The 18,128-nt window shown below is 72.2% G+C and carries 16 protein-coding genes; 12 read left to right on the top strand and 4 right to left on the bottom strand.

What is annotated here, in order from left to right; translation table 11 throughout:
• The first annotated feature begins 37 nt into the window (after positions 1-37).
• The 6 genes from D3A59_RS01775 to D3A59_RS01750 all read left to right on the top strand — a co-directional run bounded on the left by D3A59_RS01775 (position 38) and on the right by D3A59_RS01750 (position 7,091).
• Entirely contained in the window at positions 38-1,000 is a 963-nt protein-coding gene (locus D3A59_RS01775) for an MBL fold metallo-hydrolase (protein WP_119153224.1), read from the top strand.
• A gap of 166 nt (positions 1,001-1,166) precedes the next feature.
• Positions 1,167-2,900, top strand: coding sequence for an FAD-dependent oxidoreductase (locus D3A59_RS01770; protein WP_119153223.1), 1,734 nt, complete (start codon positions 1,167-1,169; stop codon positions 2,898-2,900).
• Positions 2,897-3,133, top strand: a complete 237-nt coding sequence (locus tag D3A59_RS01765) for a DUF2783 domain-containing protein (RefSeq protein ID WP_119153222.1) — start codon at positions 2,897-2,899, stop codon at positions 3,131-3,133. Before D3A59_RS01770 ends, D3A59_RS01765 begins: the two co-directional genes overlap by 4 nt.
• A 20-nt stretch (positions 3,134-3,153) precedes the next feature.
• Positions 3,154-4,461 (top strand): homogentisate 1,2-dioxygenase, encoded by a 1,308-nt coding sequence (hmgA, locus tag D3A59_RS01760; RefSeq protein WP_119153221.1) that lies wholly within the window; start codon positions 3,154-3,156, stop codon positions 4,459-4,461.
• 2 nt (positions 4,462-4,463) lie between these two features.
• Positions 4,464-5,804, top strand: a complete 1,341-nt coding sequence (gene fahA, locus D3A59_RS01755; RefSeq protein WP_119153220.1) for a fumarylacetoacetase — start codon at positions 4,464-4,466, stop codon at positions 5,802-5,804.
• A 396-nt stretch (positions 5,805-6,200) separates the two neighbouring features.
• Positions 6,201-7,091, top strand: coding sequence for a mechanosensitive ion channel family protein (locus tag D3A59_RS01750; protein WP_157991350.1), 891 nt, complete (start codon positions 6,201-6,203; stop codon positions 7,089-7,091).
• Between the two features lie 99 nt (positions 7,092-7,190).
• Here the strand turns inward: D3A59_RS01750 and D3A59_RS01745 are convergent, their stop codons facing one another.
• The gene (locus tag D3A59_RS01745; RefSeq protein ID WP_205665073.1) at positions 7,191-8,021 is read right to left on the bottom strand and encodes a CAP domain-containing protein; all 831 of its coding nucleotides are present in this window, start codon (positions 8,019-8,021) and stop codon (positions 7,191-7,193) included.
• Between the two features lie 260 nt (positions 8,022-8,281).
• On the opposite strand from D3A59_RS01745, the gene D3A59_RS01740 reads away from it, so the two are divergent.
• Both D3A59_RS01740 and D3A59_RS01735 read left to right on the top strand, forming a co-directional pair.
• Positions 8,282-8,710 (top strand): VOC family protein, encoded by a 429-nt coding sequence (locus D3A59_RS01740; protein WP_119153217.1) that lies wholly within the window; start codon positions 8,282-8,284, stop codon positions 8,708-8,710.
• 396 nt (positions 8,711-9,106) lie between these two features.
• Complete coding sequence (locus D3A59_RS01735) at positions 9,107-9,571, top strand: hypothetical protein (protein WP_119153216.1); 465 nt, start codon at positions 9,107-9,109, stop codon at positions 9,569-9,571.
• Between the two features lie 36 nt (positions 9,572-9,607).
• On the opposite strand, the gene D3A59_RS01730 is transcribed toward D3A59_RS01735, so the two are convergent.
• The 3 genes from D3A59_RS01730 to D3A59_RS01720 all read right to left on the bottom strand — a co-directional run bounded on the left by D3A59_RS01730 (position 9,608) and on the right by D3A59_RS01720 (position 12,089).
• A complete protein-coding gene (locus D3A59_RS01730) occupies positions 9,608-10,357 on the bottom strand; it encodes a hypothetical protein (protein ID WP_119153215.1) in 750 nt (249 codons plus the stop codon).
• Positions 10,358-10,424: 67 nt separating this feature from the next.
• Complete coding sequence (locus D3A59_RS01725) at positions 10,425-11,546, bottom strand: hypothetical protein (protein WP_119153214.1); 1,122 nt, start codon at positions 11,544-11,546, stop codon at positions 10,425-10,427.
• Between the two features lie 135 nt (positions 11,547-11,681).
• Positions 11,682-12,089, bottom strand: a complete 408-nt coding sequence (locus D3A59_RS01720; RefSeq protein WP_157991349.1) for a GNAT family N-acetyltransferase — start codon at positions 12,087-12,089, stop codon at positions 11,682-11,684.
• A 604-nt stretch (positions 12,090-12,693) separates the two neighbouring features.
• Between D3A59_RS01720 and D3A59_RS01715 the strand changes: the two genes are divergently transcribed.
• The 4 genes from D3A59_RS01715 (at position 12,694) to D3A59_RS01700 (ending at position 18,051) form a co-directional block, all read left to right on the top strand.
• Entirely contained in the window at positions 12,694-13,899 is a 1,206-nt protein-coding gene (locus D3A59_RS01715; RefSeq protein WP_119153212.1) for an FIST signal transduction protein, read from the top strand.
• Positions 13,896-15,797 carry a putative bifunctional diguanylate cyclase/phosphodiesterase gene (locus D3A59_RS01710; protein ID WP_119153211.1) on the top strand — a complete coding sequence of 634 codons (1,902 nt, stop codon included), beginning with the start codon at positions 13,896-13,898 and terminating at the stop codon, positions 15,795-15,797. Before D3A59_RS01715 ends, D3A59_RS01710 begins: the two co-directional genes overlap by 4 nt.
• 170 nt (positions 15,798-15,967) lie before the next feature.
• Entirely contained in the window at positions 15,968-16,510 is a 543-nt protein-coding gene (locus D3A59_RS01705) for a nucleotide-binding protein (protein WP_119153210.1), read from the top strand.
• A gap of 212 nt (positions 16,511-16,722) precedes the next feature.
• On the top strand, positions 16,723-18,051 hold the full coding sequence (locus D3A59_RS01700) for a hypothetical protein (protein WP_240635887.1): 1,329 nt from the start codon (positions 16,723-16,725) through the stop codon (positions 18,049-18,051).
• Positions 18,052-18,128: the final 77 nt, after the last annotated feature.

Raw genomic sequence — 18,128 nt, 5'->3', positions numbered from 1 at the left:
GCCTCCATCCATTTCCCACTGACAGGACGCTTCCACCATGAGCCAGCAGCCCAAAGTCTTCGCCTCCGCCGCGGACCTCGAAGAGAAGAAGGTCAGCTTCACCCAGCTGTCCGAGCACGCCTGGGCCTACACCGCCGAAGGCGACCCCAACACCGGCATCGTGATCGGCGACGACGCGGTGATGGTGATCGACACGCAGGCCACGCCCGTGATGGCGCAGGACGTGATCCGCCGCATCCGCGAGGTCACCGACAAGCCGATCAAGTACGTCACGCTCAGCCACTACCACGCGGTGCGCGTGCTCGGCGCCTCGGCCTACCAGCCGGAGCACATCATCGCCAGCCAGGACACCTACGACCTGATCGTCGAGCGCGGCGAGCAGGACAAGGCCAGCGAGATCGGCCGCTTCCCGCGCCTGTTCCGCAACGTCGAGTCGGTGCCGCCCGGCCTCACCTGGCCCACCCTCACCTTCACCGGCAAGATGACGCTGTGGCTCGGCAAGCTCGAGGTCCAGCTGATCCAGCTCGGCCGCGGCCACACCAAGGGCGACACCGTCGTGTGGCTGCCGCAGGACAAGGTGCTGTTCTCGGGCGACCTGGTCGAGTTCGACGCCACGCCCTACGCCGGCGACGCCTACTTCCAGGACTGGCCGCAGACGCTGGACAACATCGCCGCGCTCAAGCCCCAGGCCCTGGTGCCGGGGCGCGGCCCCGCGCTTCAGGGTGCGGAGCAGGTCGCGGAGGGCCTGGCCGGCACGAAGGCGTTCGTGAGCGAGCTGTTCGAGAGCGTCAAGAAGGGCGCCGCCGAGGGCAAGGAGCTGCGCGCCGTCTATGAGGAAACCTTCAAGACGCTGCAGCCGAAGTACGGCCAGTGGGTGATCTTCAACCACTGCATGCCCTTCGACGTGACGCGTGCCTACGACGAGGCGACGCAGTACCCGGACCCGCGCATCTGGACCGCCGAGCGCGACCGCCAGATGTGGGATGCGCTGGAGGGCTGAGCCGCCCCGCCCGCCCGGACCCGCGCTGACGACGGCGGGGCCGGAGCACAAGCCGCGGTGTTCATCGGCACCGCGGCCCTCAAAGAACAGGGCAGCCCCGGCCCGTCGGCCGGGTGCCCAGCGTTGCCGGGATGGCAGCAGTCCAGCCATCAGGAGACATGAGCAGATGAAACCCAGCGACCTTCCCGCCGGCGCGGCGCCCGACCGCGCGAACCCCGATCGCGATTACCAGGCCATCGAATTCCCCTACACCCGCCATCCCGACCAGGACGCCGCCGGGCCGGCGCGCCACCCGGTCGTGATCGTCGGCGCCGGCCCGGTCGGCCTGAGCCTCGCGATCGACCTCGCACAGCAGGGCCAGCGCGTGGTGCTGCTCGACAACGACTGCCGGCTCTCGACCGGCTCGCGCGCGATCTGCTTCGCCAAGCGCACGCTCGAGATCTGGGACCGCCTCGGCATCGGCGAGCGCGCCGTCGCCAAGGGCGTGTCCTGGCAGGTCGGCAAGGTCCACTTCAAGGACCAGCTCGTCTACCGCTTCGACCTGCTGCCCGAGCGCGGCCACGAGCGCCCGGCCTTCATCAACCTGCAGCAGTACTACGCCGAGGGCTACCTCGCCGAGCGCGCGATGGAGCTGCCGAACATCGACCTGCGCTGGCGCAACGCGGTCAGCGGCGTGACGCAGGACGGCGACGGCGTGCTGCTGAGCATCGACACGCCCGAGGGTCCCTACCAGCTGCGCGCCGACTGGCTCGTCGCCTGCGACGGCGCCCGCTCGCCGGTGCGCAACTTCATCGGCCAGGAGAGCAAGGGCCGCATCTTCCGCGACCGCTTCCTGATCGCCGACGTGAAGATGAAGGCCGACTTCCCCGCCGAGCGCTGGTTCTGGTTCGACCCGCCCTTCCATCCCAACCAGTCGGTGCTGCTGCACATGCAGCCCGACGGCGTCTGGCGCATCGATTTTCAACTGGGCTGGGATGCCGACCCCGAGGTGGAGAAGCGCCCGGAGAACATCATCCCGCGCGTGAAGGCGCTGCTCGGCCGCGACGCCGAGTTCACGCTCGAGTGGGCGAGCGTCTACACCTTTGCCTGCCTGCGCATGGACAGCTTCCGCCACGGCCGGGTGCTGTTCGCCGGCGACTCGGCGCACGGCGTCTCGCCCTTCGGCGCGCGCGGCGCCAACTCCGGCGTGCAGGATTCCGACAACCTCGGCTGGAAGCTGCTCGCGGTGCTGCGCGGCCAGGCGCCGGACGCGCTGATCGACTCTTATGCCCGCGAGCGCGAGTACGCCGCCGACGAGAACATCCGCAACTCGACCCGCGCCACCGACTTCATCACGCCGAAGAGCGAGATCTCGCGCCTGTTCCGCGACGCGACGCTCGACCTGGCGCGCGACTTCGACTTCGCACGGCGCCTGGTCAACAGCGGGCGCCTGTCGGTGCCGTCGACCCTGCACGGCTCGATGCTCAACACGCCCGAGCGCGACGCGTTCAAAGGCCTGATGGTGCCCGGCGCCCCGGCGGCCGACGCGCCGGTGCGTGACGCGCAGGGCCGCACCGGCTGGTTCCTGCGCCACACCGGCAACCGCTTCCAGGCCGTGATCTTCGACGGCCCGCAGACGCCCGAACGGCTGGCTGCGCTGCAAGGCGGCAGCCCGGTGCCTGTCGAGGCGCTGCTGGTGCGCGCTGCCGGAGAGACCGGCCCGGCGCCCGACGGCGTCACCGTCCTCGAGGACGTGGAGGGCCTGCTCGCGCAGCGCTACGACGCCACGCCCGGCACGGTCGTGCTGCTGCGCCCGGACCAGCATGTCTGCGCGCGCTGGCGCGCCCCCACCGCCGACGAGCTGCGCACGGCACTCGCCCGCGCGCTCGGCCACGAACTGACTGAAAAGGTGAGCGCATGAGCACCCCATCCACCCTGATCACTGCGCCGAACTTCGAGGCCGGCGACGACTTCTACGAGGCGCTGATCGAGGCGCACCGCGAGCTGAGCACCGCGCAGAGCCACGAGCTCAACGCCAAGCTCGTGCTGCTGCTGGCCAATCACATCGGCCGCCAGGCCGTGCTGCAGGAGGCGCTGGAGCTGGCGCGCGCCAACACGCTGCACACCGCCACGCTGCGCCCCGTCACCGCCTGATTCCCGAGGAGCCCATTGCCATGACCGACACCCCCCGCCGCTACATGAGCGGCTTCGGCAACGAGCACGTGACCGAGGCCGTCGCAGGCGCCTTGCCGCAGGGCCGCAACAGCCCGCAGCGCGCCCCGCTCGACCTCTACCCCGAGCTGCTGTCGGGCACCGCCTTCACCGCGCCGCGCGCCGAGAACCGCCGCTGCTGGCTCTACCGCGCCCGGCCCTCGGTCGTGGCCGGCGCCTACCGCCCGCTCGAGCAGCCGCTGCTGTGCACCGGGGCCCGCGAGGGCGTGGCCGGCACGGCGCCCGAGCCGCTGCGCTGGAACCCCTTCCCGATTCCGACCGAGCCGACCGACTTCGTCGAGGGCCTGCGCACCGTGGTCGTCAACGGCGACCCCGAGGCGCAGACCGGCATGGCCGCACACGTGTTTGTGGCCAACCGCTCGATGGAACGGCGTGCCTTCATCAACGCCGACGGCGAGATGCTGGTGCTGCCGCAGCAGGGGCGGCTGGTCGTCACGACCGAGATGGGCGTGCTCGACGTTAAGCCGGGCGAGTTCGTGCTGCTGCCGCGCGGCATCGCGTTCAAGGTCGCGCTGCCCGACGGCGCCTCGCGCGGCTACGTCTGCGAGAACTACGGCGCGATGTTCCGCCTGCCCGAGCTGGGTCCGATCGGCTCCAACGGTCTCGCCAATGCGCGCGACTTCCAGGCACCGGTGGCCGCCTACGAGACCAACGCCGGCGAGTACGAGCTGGTGAAGAAGTACGGCGGCCGCCTTTGGATCGCGCCGGCACGGCAGACGCCCTTCAACGTCGTCGCCTGGCACGGCAACCTCGCGCCGTACAAGTACGACACCGCCCACTTCATGACGATCGGCTCGATCAGCTTCGACCATCCCGATCCGTCGATCTTCACGGTGCTGACCGCGCCGAGCGACACGCCGGGGACGGCGAACTGCGACTTCGTGATCTTCCCGCCGCGCTGGATGGTGGCCGAGGACACCTTCCGTCCGCCCTGGTACCACCGCAACCTGATGAGCGAGTTCATGGGGCTCGTCTACGGCCAGTACGACGCCAAGCCGGAGGGCTTCAAGCCCGGCGGCGCCTCGCTGCACAACTGCATGGTGCCGCACGGACCGGACGCCGAGGCCTTCGAGCGCGCGACGAACGCGCCGCTCGCACCGCACAAGCTCGACAACACGCTGGCCTTCATGTTCGAGAGCCGCTACCGTTTCCTCCCGACCGAGTTCGCGCTCGGCTGCGGCACGCTCGACACCCAATACGCCGACTGCTGGCAGGATCTGCAGGACCGCTTCAACAACAAGAAGGCATGAACATGAGCAGCGCATCCTTTGCACGCATCGACGACAGCCACGACGCCGCGCTGACGAGCTGGGTCGCCTCGGCCAACGAGCCGGGCAGCGAGTTCCCGATCCAGAACCTGCCGCTGGCCATCTTTAGGCGGGCCGGCAGCAGCGAGGCCTTCCGCCCCGGAGCGGCCATCGGCGACCAGGTGGTGGACCTGCTGGCCGCGCGCGAAGCCGGCGTGCTCGCGGGCGAGGCCGCCGCGGCGCTCGAGGGCACCGGGGACGGCACGCTCAACGCGCTGATGGGCAAGGGCCGCAGCGCCCGCGTCGCGCTGCGCCGGGCACTGTCGGAAGCGCTGCGCAGCGGCAGCGCCGCCCAGGCCGCGCTGCAGTCCTGCCTCGTGCCGCAGTCGCAGGTCGAATACGCCCTGCCCTGCCGCATCGGCGACTACACCGATTTCTACACCGGCATCCACCACGCGACGACGGTGGGCAAGCTGTTCCGCCCCGACAACCCGCTGCTGCCGAACTACAAGTGGGTGCCGATCGGCTACCACGGCCGCAGCTCCTCGATCCGCGTCAGCGGTCACGGCTTCCGCCGCCCGGTCGGCCAGACCAAGGGCGCGGGCGACACGCCCGAGTTCGGCCCGAGCAAGCGGCTCGATCACGAGCTGGAGCTGGGCGTCTTCGTCGGCCCAGGCAACGAGCTCGGCGAGCCGATCCCGATGGAGCGGGCCGAGGAGCACCTCTTCGGCGTGACGCTGCTCAACGACTGGTCGGCGCGCGACCTGCAGGCCTGGGAGTACCAGCCGCTCGGTCCCTTCCTGGCGAAGAACTTCGCGACGACCATCTCGCCCTGGGTGGTGACGATGGAGGCGCTCGCGCCCTTCCGCGCGCCCTTCGCGCATCCCGAGGGCGACCCGCAGCCGCTGCCCTATCTCAGCTCGCCGGAGAACAGCTCGCACGGCGGCGTGGAGATCACGCTGGAGGTGTGGATCCAGACCGCGAGGATGCGCGAGGCCGGCGAGCAGGCGGTCAAGCTGATGAGCTCGAACTTCCGCGACGCCTACTGGACGCTGGCGCAGATGGTCACGCACCACAGCGTCAACGGCTGCAACCTGCAGCCGGGCGACCTGCTCGGCTCGGGCACGCAGTCGGGCCCCGACGCCAGCCAAGGCGGCTCGCTGCTCGAGCTCAGCCAGGGCGGCAAGCAGCCGATCCCGCTGCCCAACGGCGAGATGCGCACCTTCATCGAGGACGGCGACACGCTGATCCTGCGCGCCTGGTGCGAGCGCCCGGGAGCGAAGCGCATTGGCTTCGGCGAATGCGCTGCGACCGTGCTGCCGGCCAAGGTAGCCAACGCTGCCTGAGCGCAGGCCCTGTTGCGGCACCTGCCGCGGCGGTGGGGCGGATTTCGCCACCCCGTTCAGGACCGAAGCAGGCAGGCCCGGGGCCTTGCCCCGGACCCACGACCTCCTGCCCCGGCTCCGGCTCCGGCTCCGGGATGAGCGCACGGCCGAAGCCCGGCCGTGGCGACCGAGGCCCTTGCCGGCACACTACGTACACTAGCGTGCCGGCGACTGCGGCGGCCGGGGAGCCCGGCTCGCGGCCTCGCTGCCGCGCCTTGCCGCATGCCGGGAATGGCCAACCCTCGCCGGCCGCCCGAACCCGGGAGGCGGGCCTTCGTCACGCGCGCTCCGAGGTCGGCTGCCCGGGGCCCCGGCCTCCCGACAGGATCAACCGCTTCAACCTGCCACCCACCGGCGATGGATCTCCATTCCCTTGTCTCCCTTCCCGCCTCGCTCGAGAACGAACTGGAACGCGTCTTCCTGACCCTGGTCCTGGTGCTGGCCGCCACGGGCACCAATCTCCTGCTGCAGCGGCAGATCCAGAAGCGCGGGGAGTCGCTGCCGCAGCGGCGTGTCTGGTCGGCCTGGGCCAAGAACCTGTGCTGGACCGTGGGCGCCACGCTGGTGTTCTCGCTGTGGGCCAGCAAGCTCGCGAGCTTCGCGCTGTCCGTGGCGGCGATCGCGGCCGCCATCCTGGTGGTGTCCAAGGAGCTGGTCGGCTGCCTGCTCGGCGCCGTCTACCTGACCCTGACCCGGCACATCAACATCGGGGACTTCATCGAGGTGGGTGACGGCGGGCTGCGGGGACAGGTCGTCGGCATCAACCCGTTCACGGTGGTGATCGCGCAAAGCGGGGAAGCCAACCAGATCACCGGTCGGCTGACCGCGGTACCGAACGCCACCTTCCTGACCACGCCTGTCCGGAACCTGAGCGCGACCGGCCGCTTCTCGATGTTCCTCGTGCGCGTGCAGGTTCCCCGGGTCGAGGAGGTTCTCGAGCACTCCCGGCAACTGCTCGAGGCCGCCGAGGCCGAATGCGCCTCCTGGATCGAGGAGGCGAGCCGGCAGTTCGAGGCCGTGGAGCTGTCCGAGCACGTCGACCTGCCCTCGGCCCGGCCACGCGTGCTGTACGAACTGAACGATGCGAAGAGCGCGTCCCTGGTTCTGCGCTTCACCTGCGAACCGAACCTGAGGGTCCGCACCGAGCAGGCCATCCTCAGGCGCTATCTCGAACGCATCTACGCCCCGCTGCCGATGCACGCGGCCGCGCCGGAGCCGGTCGAGGCCGCCCCCCGGGTGCATTGCTGACGAGTCCGGAGGCTCCCGGGCTTCAGCCTGTGCCGGTATTCGGGATGCACAAGCCGCAAGGCGCGCCCGGCCCGCGCCCTCGGCGTCGCGGCCCAAGGGTCAGAGCGGGGCGCCGAACACCTGGGTCCAGTAGATCGACTGGTCGCTGCGCGGGTTCACCGCGTAGGCTGCGCCCATCTCGGTGAAGCCGGGTTCCATGATGTTGCGGCAGTGCGGCGGGCTCGCGAGCCAGCCCGACACGGCCTTCTCCGCGTCGCCCTGCCCCGACGCCACGTTCTCGCCGATGCGGCCCCAGCGATAGCCTTGGCGCTCGGCCCGGACGCCGACCTGGCTGCCGTCGGAGCCGCGGTGGCCGAGGTAGCTCTTCTGCGCCATGTCGCGGCTGTGCGCGAGGGCCGCCGCGCCGAGCCGCGCGTTCCAGGCGAGCGGCTTCGCCGCGGCGAAGCTTTCGCCACCGCAGCGGCGCGGCTTGGCGCGCGCCGCGTTCACCAGTTCCAGCACCCGGCGTCCGGCCTGCTCCCACTCGCCGATCTCGGCGGCCAGCAGCGGCTGAGCGAACACCACGCGCCAGCTGCGACCCGAGCGCGCCACGCCGACCTCGGAGAAGGCCGGGCTCGACAGCAGGCGACAGTGCCGCTCCTCCAGCATCGCCATCACCGAGGCCGCGTCCGCCGGGCCCGACAGGCGCACCACCTGCAGCTGCGAGGCGAGGTAGCCGCGCTGCTTCAAGGCCGCCTGGAGCTGCGCGGCCGAGTCTGCGTCCACCTGGGAGAGCAGCGGCGCAGCCGTGAGCGGGCCCACCGCCTCGCGCTGCCGGCCCTCGCAGCGCTGCGGCGCCTCGCGGTAGTCGTTGATGCGCCGCACCAGCTCCTCCCCGCCCGGCTGCGCCGCGGCGCCGCAGGCGTGCAGGGCCGCGGCAAGCAGCAGCACCCGCGCGCACGGCGGGCCCCAGCCGGCGGGGCGGCGTGCCGCCGCAAGGGCAAGTGCGCCCGGGAGGTGGAAAGGCCGGCGGCCTGGCGTCTTTTTACTGTCCATCGATCCCTTTTTCCCTGCCCCGGCGCCGCTGTCAACAGAACCCTTGCGGGAAGACGGGAACTCGCCCCGCGGCTGCCGCCTCGGCGCACGAGGCGCACCATCGGCTGCGGGCTCGCCCCGGTGCGAGTCCCCTGCCCGTGATGGAGGTCGGGACCATGAGCGATGCCCCTGCGCCGCCGCTCGGCGGCATCCTGGAGACCGGGCTCTATGTCGACGACATGGAGCGCGCGCGCGCCTTCTACGAGCGCGTGCTCGGCCTGCGGCCGATGTTCGTCGATGCGCGGCTCGCCGCCTATCCGGTGGGGCCGGCGAGCGTGCTGCTGCTGTTCCAGCGCGGCACGACGGAGGTGCCGGCCCCGCTGCCCGGCGGAACGATCCCGCCGCACGACGGCCCGGGACGGCTGCACTACGCCTTCGCCATCGCCGCCGTGCAGCTCGAGCCCTGGCGTGCGCGGCTCGCGGCACACGGCATCGCGATCGAGGGCGAGGTGCGCTGGCCCAAGGGCGGTCACAGCCTCTACTTCCGCGATCCGGACCAGCACCTCGTGGAACTGGCGACACCCGGGCTCTGGGAGAACTACTGAGGCACGTCCTGCGTTGCTGCGGAGGCGCCGGCGGCGCCGGGAGACGCGCGGACGATCCGCGCCTCCCCGGCAAGAAAATCGAACCGGATTGCGCCAGATCAAGGTATTCGCTTTGTCCGCCGAACCCCCTCGATCATGGGTTTCAGGCGGTTACATTACGCCTGCATTTGTGCACCCGAACCTACCTTGGCGACTCTGCGCCCCGCCAATTTCCGCAAGCAGGCCGCCCCGGCGTGCCGTACACTGTATGGATATACAGTAGTTGTCGCCGCCACCGTGCCTGCAATGCCGCGGCGCATGGCGCGGCGCCGATACTGCATCTGCGCGCGGGAACCGGTTCGCGACGGGCCGCGGCGCAGGAGATCGCTTGTCTTTCCACCAGACCGACGTACCTCTATGAGCAACATCATCCAAATCGGCGAATGGACCGTCCGGCGCCAGGCCAGGAACACCGCGAGGGCGCCGAAGGCGTGCGACCACACGGAGATCAGCCTCGACGCCAACGGCCATGTCGTGCGGTGCGTCAAGTGCGGCGACCAGCTCTCCGCGTTCTGGGCGCTGGAGATGCTGTCGGAGCAGTACAACCGCGCGCTCGCCGGGCTGGAGCAGGAGCGCGCCGCGCTGGCCAAGGCGCGCGAGGCGGAGCTGCAGTTGTCGGCGACGCGCAAGGTCGAGCAGCTGTGGCGCGGACGCAAGCTCGCGCCCGCCTGTCCGCACTGCGGCTGCGGCATCCTGCCCGAGGACGGGCTCGGCAGCCTGCAGGTCGACCACGAGTACGAGCTGCGCCGGCGCACCGCGCTGCGCGAGCGCCGCGTCGTGCAGGCGGCGCAGAAGGCGGGCGGCGCCGGCCAGGTCTCCTGAGACAGCGGCGCAGCGCGGCACGCCGCCCTTCCTGCTTCAGCGCAGCAAGGACGGCGTGACGAACACCAGGCCGATCGTCAGGAAGCGGCTCTCGCGGCTGCGCCCGAATTGGGCACCGACGCTGGCATCGATCTGGACATGACCGGGAACGAGCTCGTGGCGGAGCCCGAACTGCGCCGAGGGCCGCTCCCCGCTGCTGCCGTAGCCTTCGAGCGAGCCGCGGACACCGGGAACGATCTGCCAGTCGAGCGCCGTGGCCCAGGTGGCGGCATTGCCGCGGGAGGCGGCTTCGCCGTCGCGCTCGCGCAGCCAGCCCAGGTTGGCATGGACGAGAAGGTCCTCGCCGCGCAGCGGCAGCGTCGCGAGCCCCTTCAGCTCGGTGTCCCCCAGCCGGCCCCGGTGAACCGCGCGGTCGCGCCGGTCGAGCAGCATCAGCCCGAACCCGGCGCGCTCGCCCTCGTGCTCGCGCAGCACGGTCTTCAGCTGCCAGGAACTCAGCCGGCGGCTCTCGCCCGCCTCGTCCCGCCCGCGCCCGATGCCGACGCCGATCTCGGTGTTCCCGAAGGGATTGCAGGCCGGCACCGCCCAGTTCGCGCGCTCGTCCCGGAGCCGCTCCGAGAACAGCTCGAGCTGGCAGGCGCCGGCCGGAACGACTCCGGCGTCGTCGGTGACCAGAGGGCGGCCTGCCGAGGCGGGCTGTGCCAGCACGGCAGCGGCGACGAAGGCCAGGCAGCGCGCCGCGCCGCACGAGCGGGGGAGCGGCGAACGGGACGAACGGCGAAACATGCAAGACTCCTGCGGCGAAAAGCCGGTATTAGACCGCGCGCTCGCGCGGTCCGCCCGGGCCCGCGCCTCATCCCCCGGAGGCCGCTTGCGGCGGCTCGCCGAGCACCACGTCCCGCACCGTGAGCTCGTCCACGTCGATGCGCAGTGCCGGTCCGCAGCCGGCCCCGGGATCCGCCCGCAGCTCGGTCGCCTCCACTTCGACGCAGGCCGAGATCGCGCCGGTGCGGGCCGCCATGCCGAGCAGCTCGAAGGCCGCGTCGGCCGCCGCCAGCTCCGGCATGTGCAGCATCAGCTTGTGCCCGAGCACCGCCGCGGAGAGCCGCACGCGGTTGCGGCCCTGCGCCTGCCCTTCCAGCCTCAGGTGGTGCGGCCCCGCGCCGAGCATGCCGTCGCCGAGCCGCAGCTCGCCGTCGAGGCGGGTGCGGTCGACGGTCGACTCGACGTGCCGGTCGGCGCTGCGTCCGATCGACTTCACCCCGCCGCGGGCGAGCAGGCCCTCGGCGAAGGCCCGCAGGTCGATCCGGCCCCGGTCGGTGACGGCGCCGCGCGGGCGGCCGCCCGCGCGCTTCTCGAAGCTCGCGCCGGGAACCTTCCCATCGGTGAAAAGGAACAGGAAGCTGCGGCCGCCGTGCCGCGCGTCGACGTAGAGGCCGGCCGGGCTCACGCCCATCGACGAGTCGGGGCCGACATGCTCGACGGTGACGCGGTTGAAGTCCACCTGCCCCTGCTGCACCGGCACGTTGACGCCGGCGTCGATGATCCAGGCCGCGTCGGTGATGAAGGCGTGCAGCCGGCCCTCCATGCCGCCGAGCGCGTCGAGCCGCCAGTCGCCGGCGGCCGGCACCCGGCAGCCGGCCGCGCTCGACAGCGCCGCCTGCAGGCCTTGCAGCCGGATTTCCCGGGCCACGAGGCCGAGCAGCTCGAAGCCGGCGCCGGCCTCGGCCATCGCGAGCGTGACCACGGCCTCGTGAAGCACGAGCTGCGCGACGCCGACCTCGGCGACGCCGGCATGCAGCCGCAGGTTGCGCAGCGTGAGCTGCTCCAGCGTCAGCCGCAGTCGTCCATCCTCGACGCTCTCCAGCCGCATGCCCGAGACCTGCACCACCCCGGCGGGCGCCGCGCCGCCGGAGGGAGAGACCTGCACGCCGCCGCGCCGCCCGATGCCCAGCAGCTGCCGCAGGGGGCTCATCGGCCGGCCTCCGGCTGCCGCGCTGCCCCGCCTTGCTCGTGGACGTGATCGTTCAAGTTCTGCCGCTCCTTGCGCGTGCGGCCCGCCGCGGGCCGCTTGCCAGCCGGGCAGCAAGAATGTCGCCCGGCAAGCGGCTCAGCCCTCGACGCGCAGCCACTTCTCCAACAGCACGCCGTCCACGGCAGCGCCGTACATCCCCTTGCCGATGGCCCGCTCGTGGTAGCCGTGCTCGCTGTAGAAGCTGCGCGCGGCATCGTTGTGCCACCGGGCCTCGACGCGGATCCGCACCGCACCGGCGGCGCGCGCCGCCTGCTCGAGCCAGGCGAGGATGGCGCTTGCGATGCCCTGGCGACGGCATTCCGGGCGCACGGCGAGCAGCAGCAGGTGCGCTTCCTCGTCGCGGTAGCTCATGATCCCGAAGCCCGCCACCGTCCCCTGCGCCTCGACGAGCACCACGTTCGTGTCCGGATCCCGGATCGCGTGCATGACGCGTCCTCGCGTCCATCCCCATGGCAGGCCGTGCTCGATGTAGTCGCGGGACATCCGCGCGATCGGTGCGGCGTCGGCAGGCCCGGCGAAGCGCACTGAGAACCCGGCGACCATCGGACGCTTGGCGAGCCGCCTTACCGGCAGCCGCGCGCAGCGCACGGCCGGGGATGGCCGGCCACCGGGTCACGGCCTCGCGGCCCGGTCGGACGGAGCCCCTTTCCTTCGCCCGCCCTGCGGCCGGCCTCCGGACCCGGTTTCACTGCTTCCATCGATTCACCCCCGCTGCACCCCCGGGTACGCCCCGGAACGCCCAGTATCGGGCCGGGTCGCGTCGTGCGGGGCGAGCAGCGTCAGGGCGGCAGCCGCACGCGTCCCCTCGGGAGAGATGGAGCCGGGCCTCAGCGGGGAACCGGAGCCTTGATCCTTTCAGGTTATTCCCTCATTGACAGAAATCAAACCTAAGCATTAACCACATTATTTTCTGCTTAATCTCCTAGATTTCAGTTTTTTTACCACGCCTCCCGCCAAACCCTAGCGGATTCATCCATCAATTCCGCATTCTGGAAACTCGTGCCTGAAATTCAAGTTGGCATCTGCAGGGCCGAAATCCGATCAGTCGTACGAAAAAGGACGCGCCCGCCCGGCGCGACACAGCGTGATGAGGATCGCCACTGCGTGGAGCACCAATGAGCAGGCCCTGCCGGCCTTCGCCGGCGCCTACGCGCGGCTTCGTGCCCGGCTGGGCACCGACCCGTCCCTGCTGCTCGTCTGCCACACCGAGGCCTACGAACCCGACGCCTTGCTCGCAGCCCTGGAGGCCTTGCCGGCGTCGGTGCGCGTGCACGGCGCCTCGAGCTGCCTCGGCGTGATGACCGAGGAGGGCTACCACGGCGACGACGGCCGCGCGCTCGGCCTGTGGGGCCTGGCCGATGCCGATGCCGAGGCCTCGGTCGGGGTCGGGATCGGGCCGCTGCTGCCCGACGCCCGGCAGGCCGCGATCGGCGCGCTCGACCGTGCCCTGGCGCAGGCCGGGCGGCCGGGGGAGTTGCCGGACCTGGTGTGGATCAGCGCCTCGCCGGGACAGGAGGAGGAGGTGCTGGAGGGCCTGCGCCAGGTGCTCGGCGACGCGGTGCCGGTGCTCGGCGGCACTTGCGCCGACAACGGCGTGGCCGGCCGCTGGAGCCTGCTGACGCGCGACGCCTGGCTGCGCAGCGGCGTGGTGGTGACGGTCCTCTACACCGGACTGCGCTGCGCCTCCTCCTTCCAGAGCGGCTACTCGCCGACGCACTGCAGCGGCCGCATCACCGAGGCGCAGGGCCGCGTGCTGCACCGCATCGACGGGCGGCCCGCGGCCGAGGTGTACGACGAGTGGACCGGCGGCCTGATCCGCGACGCACTGGCCGGCGGCGTCATCCTGCCCTCGACCTCGCTGTATCCGCTCGGGCGGGTCGCGGGCACCGTGGGCCACATCCCGGTCTACAAGCTCTCGCACCCGGACGCCGTGCTTCCCGGCGGCGCACTCAGCCTGTTCACCCGCGTCGAGGCGGGCGAGGAGGTGGTGCTGATGCAGGGCTCGCCGGCCAGCCTGCTGACGCGCGCCGCACGGGTCACCGACGCGGCGCTCGAGTTCGAGAGCCTGCCGCGCGGCGACCTCGAGGGCGCGCTGGTGGTGTACTGCGGCGGCTGCATGCTGACCGTGCGGGACGACATGGCCCGGGTCGTCGAGGGGCTGAACCGGTCGCTGGACGGTCGGCCCTTCCTCGGCACCTTCACCTTCGGCGAGCAGGGCAGCGTGGCCTCGCGGCAGAGCGTGCACGGCAACCTGATGATCTCCTCGCTGGTGTTCTCGCGGGGGGCGCGATGAGCGGCGCCTTCGCCGGCGAGAACCGCTCCGCCGAGGAGCTGCGCGAGGCGCTGATCGACCTCGGCCGCGCCCGCGATCACGAGCGGCAGATGCGGCTGCAGACCGAGACGCTGCTCGAGGGCCTGCGCGTGCTCACGCAGGCGCAGAACAAGCGCCAGGTGTTCGCGGCGCTCACCGCCGTGCTGCAGCGCTTCGCGCCCTTCGAGGAGGCCTTCCTAATGCAGGAGTGCCCCGGGGGCGGGCTCGAGGTCACCGAGTCCACCCACCCGGCCTTCGACGGCACGCGCTGGCAGCCGGCCGCGATGCTGCAGCGGGTGCTGTCCGGCAAGACCGTGGCCGTGTTCGACGTCGCCGCGGTGCCGGAATGGCAGGCGCAGCCGCTCGCGGGGGACCAGCGCCCGCGCTCGGCGCTGCACGTGCCGCTGCACGCCGGCGCGCGCTGCTCCGTGCTGGTGTTCACCCACTCGCGGCGCGCGTTCTTCGACAAGCACCATGTCGCCACGCTGGAGCGCTTCGCGCCGCTCACGCGGCAGGCGATGGCGAGCATCGAGTACCGCGAGCGCCTGGAGGAGCACACCGCGCGCATCGAGTTCCTCGCCACGCACGACGCGCTCACCGGCCTGCCCAACCGGGTGCTGCTGGCCGAGAAGGTGCAGCACATGGCGGCGCAATCGCGTCGCGCGGGCGAACTGCTGGCCCTGCTCTTCCTCGACCTCGACCGCTTCAAGCACATCAACGACAGCTTCGGCCACGGCCTCGGCGACGAGCTGCTCAAGGTCGTCGCGGCACGGCTGCTCCGCACGGTGCGGGAAACCGACACCGTCACCCGCCTCGGCGGCGACGAGTTCGTCGTGCTGCTGGGCGGGCTGAAGCGGCCGGCCGACGTGGACCGCGTCGCGGACAAGATCCTGCGCTGCGTCGAGCAGCCGGTGACCGTCGACGGGCACACGCTGTTCGTCAACGCGAGCGTCGGCGTCGCCCTCTTCCCGCGCGACGGCGAGGACCTCGCCAGCCTGCTGAAGAACGCCGACACCGCGATGTACCGCGCCAAGGACGAGGGCGGCAACCTGTCCCGCCACTACGCCTGCAGCATGAGCGAGCACGCGCGGACGCAGCTCGCGCTCGCCGGCGCGCTGCGGCTCGCGCTGGAGCGGGGCGAGTTCGAGCTGCACTACCAGCCGCGGCTGGCGCTGGCCTCCGGCGAGATCGTCGGCATGGAGGCGCTGCTGCGCTGGCGCTCCCCGTCGCAGGGACTCGTGCCGCCGGCCCGCTTCATCCCGGCGGCCGAGGAGAACGGGCTCATCGTGCCGATCGGCGAATGGGTGATCGCCGAGGCCTGCCGGCAGGCGCGGTCCTGGCAGGACGCCGGGCTGCCGCCGGTGCCGGTGGCCGTCAACGTTTCGGGCCGCCAGATGCGCGACGCCGCGCGGCTGCTGGCGCACGTGCGCCACTGCCTGGCGTCCCGCGGGCTGAGCGGCCGCCGGCTGGAGATCGAGTTCACGGAGAGCGTGATGATGCAGGACCCCGGGCAGATGCGCGACACGCTCGCCGCGCTGCGCGGCATGGGCGTGCGCCTCGCGATCGACGACTTCGGCACCGGCTACTCGAGCCTCGCCTACCTCAAGCGTTTCCCGGTCAGCATCCTCAAGATCGACCGCTCCTTCGTGCGCGACCTCGCGGAGGACGCCGACGACGCGGCGATCGCGCGCGCCATCATCTCGATGGGACAGGCGCTCGGGCTGAGCGTGGTGGCCGAGGGCGTGGAGACCCCGGGCCAGGCCGCGATGCTGCGCGCCATGGGCTGCGACGAGGCCCAGGGCTACCTGTTCGGCCGGCCGGTGCCGGCGCCCGAGATGGCTGCCCTGCTGCGCGGGCGGCACGCCGTGCTGCTGGGCTGAGGCGCCCGGCGACAGCGCGCCGCAGGCTCGGCCACGCACGCGAGGCCCCGCGGCGGCTCCGGGCCCCTCCCCTCTGCAAGGCCCCTGGCAGAGCCCGGCACGCCCGATCGGCATCGCCATGCGGCGGCCGGATAATGCCTCCAAGGTCACGGTCGGCCTGTGGAGCAGCAATGAGAATCGCGGTCTACAACGAAAAGGGCGGCGCCGGCAAGACGACGGTCGCGGTGATGCTCTCGGTGCTGCTCGGCGTCCCGCTGCGCGACCTCGATCCGCTGGCCACCGCCACGCAGTGGCTCGGGCGCCGCCAGCCCCTGCATTCGCTTGCCCGGCACGACGGCCTGGACTGGGTGGCAGACTGCCCGCCGGGGATCGAGCCCTCGATCCTGCCCACGCTCGCTGCAGCCGACGCGATCGTGATTCCCGTGAGGGCGTCCTTCTGCGACCTGGTCAACCTGCAGGCCACCGTGCGCTTCGTGAAGTCCAACAGCCCGGCGCGCGCGGCCTTCGTCGGCTGCGACATCGACGCCGGGGAGGACGAGGCGATGCTGCGGGAGGCGCTGGCCGCCTACGAGCTCCCCGTCCTCGGGATGCTGTGCCACCGGGCGAGCTACCGCCGCGCCGGCCTCTCGGGCCGGCTCGCGTCCGAGATCGACGCGTCCGCGGCCGACGAGGCGGCCGCCCTCGTCGAGGCGCTGAGGAAGCTGGTGGCCTGAGGACCCGCAGGCCGGTCCGGCGCCCGTGGCGGCGCCGACGACGCCATGGCGCCCGGGCGGCTCGCCCCCGGAGCCGCGCTGCCCCGCAGGAGCGGCTCCGGCCTATCATCTGCCGGACGCTCCACCGCATTCCCGAATCCCTTCGCACCGGCTTGCAGCACGACGACCTCCTCCTTCTCGCGGCCCTGCGTGCCGCACCGCGCCGCTACCGGATGCCGCCCCTGCCCGTCGACATCGGCGCGGCCGGCTCGCGCGACGCGGAGACCGCGCTCGCCTTCGCGATCGAGGCCGCGCGCGTCGCACGGCAGCAGGCGGCGCCGGCCGGCGCGGAAGTGAGGCAACTGTTCATCGCGGCCCTCGCGCAGCTGATCGGCGCGGCGCTGCGCCCCTCGGGCGGCGACCCGGCCTTCCAGGCGCTGGTGCTGAGGGCGCAGGAGGCCGAGGTCGACGAGCATGTACGGCTGGCCGCGCAGGCCGCCGCCGACCTGCGCGCCGTCCGCCTGGCGATCGACGCAATCGCCCATCCCGGCAAGTTGCACCGCATGGCGCCTGGCGCCATGCGGGAGGCGCTGTCGCGCCTGCACGCCCTCGCCGCAGCCGGCTCGTGGAGCGGGCTGAAGCGGGCGCTCGGACAGCTGACTGCGCAGCAGGAGTCGCTCGAGGACGCGTGCTTGCGCGCCGCGCTGGAGGCGCTCCGGGCCAGCCCGGGCCTCGAGCGGCTGGAGCGGGGGCAGGCCCTGCTCGCGCGCGAGGCGGTGCAGCGCTACCGCGCGCTCTGCGCGCGCCGCGGACCGCTCGCGGGCAGCGAGGCCGCCGCCGCCAGGGGACGCGCCGCAGCCCGGCTGGGCGCCGACGCCGAGACATGCACCGTGCAGGCCTTCCAGGCCATGGCCGAGCTGCTGGGCCGCCGGCAGTCGGTACCGGTCCGCTACCGCGTCGTGCAGGGCTTGCGCACCCCGGGCGGCTTCCCCGGCGCGACGGACAAGGCGAAGGAGGAGTGGGATGCCGCGATCGTGCGGCAGCCGCAGGCGGGCGGCGCGGCCGAGATCGTGCTTCTCGCCGAGGTCAAGGCCTCCCCGGCGGCCGCCGCGTCCGACTTCCCGCGCCTGGTCCGCGGCCTGCACCGGCTCGCGCAAGCGCATGCCGATGCGGAGTACGCCTTCGCGTCCCCGGAGGGCGTGGTGCACCTTTCCGGCGCCTCGCTCCGCAGGCTGCAGCCCCGGGCGGGCGATTCGCTGCCGCCAGCGGTCGGCTACTGCTGCACGGCGCCGCCCGAACCGCAGGTGCCGCTGCTGAGCCCCGCCGGCAAGGCCATGCTGCTCGCCGAACCCGCGAGCGTCGCGTTCGCCCGGGAATCCCTGCGCAGCGGCCCACAGGACCCCGAGGCGCTCGCCCCGGTGTGGGAGGCGCTCTCGACCGCTTCGCGAATGCACCCGGTGCTGCACCAGTACGAAACGGCGCGAAGCGTGCGCGAGGCGATGCTGCACCCGCAGGACTTGCTGAGCGCGCTCGAGCGCGCGGGAGACCCGCGGGAAGCTTGATTCGCCCCGGGGGCGGAAACGGCTCTGTTGCACAAATGAATTGAGGGGGAGCTTCCCCTGACCCCGGGCGGAGTTAT

The sequence above is a fragment of the Caldimonas tepidiphila genome (assembly GCF_003569765.1).
Lineage (GTDB): Bacteria > Pseudomonadota > Gammaproteobacteria > Burkholderiales > Burkholderiaceae_C > Caldimonas > Caldimonas tepidiphila.
The sequence above is the reverse complement of the archived record's forward strand: the minus strand, read 5'-3'. Positions and strand labels throughout refer to the sequence as shown.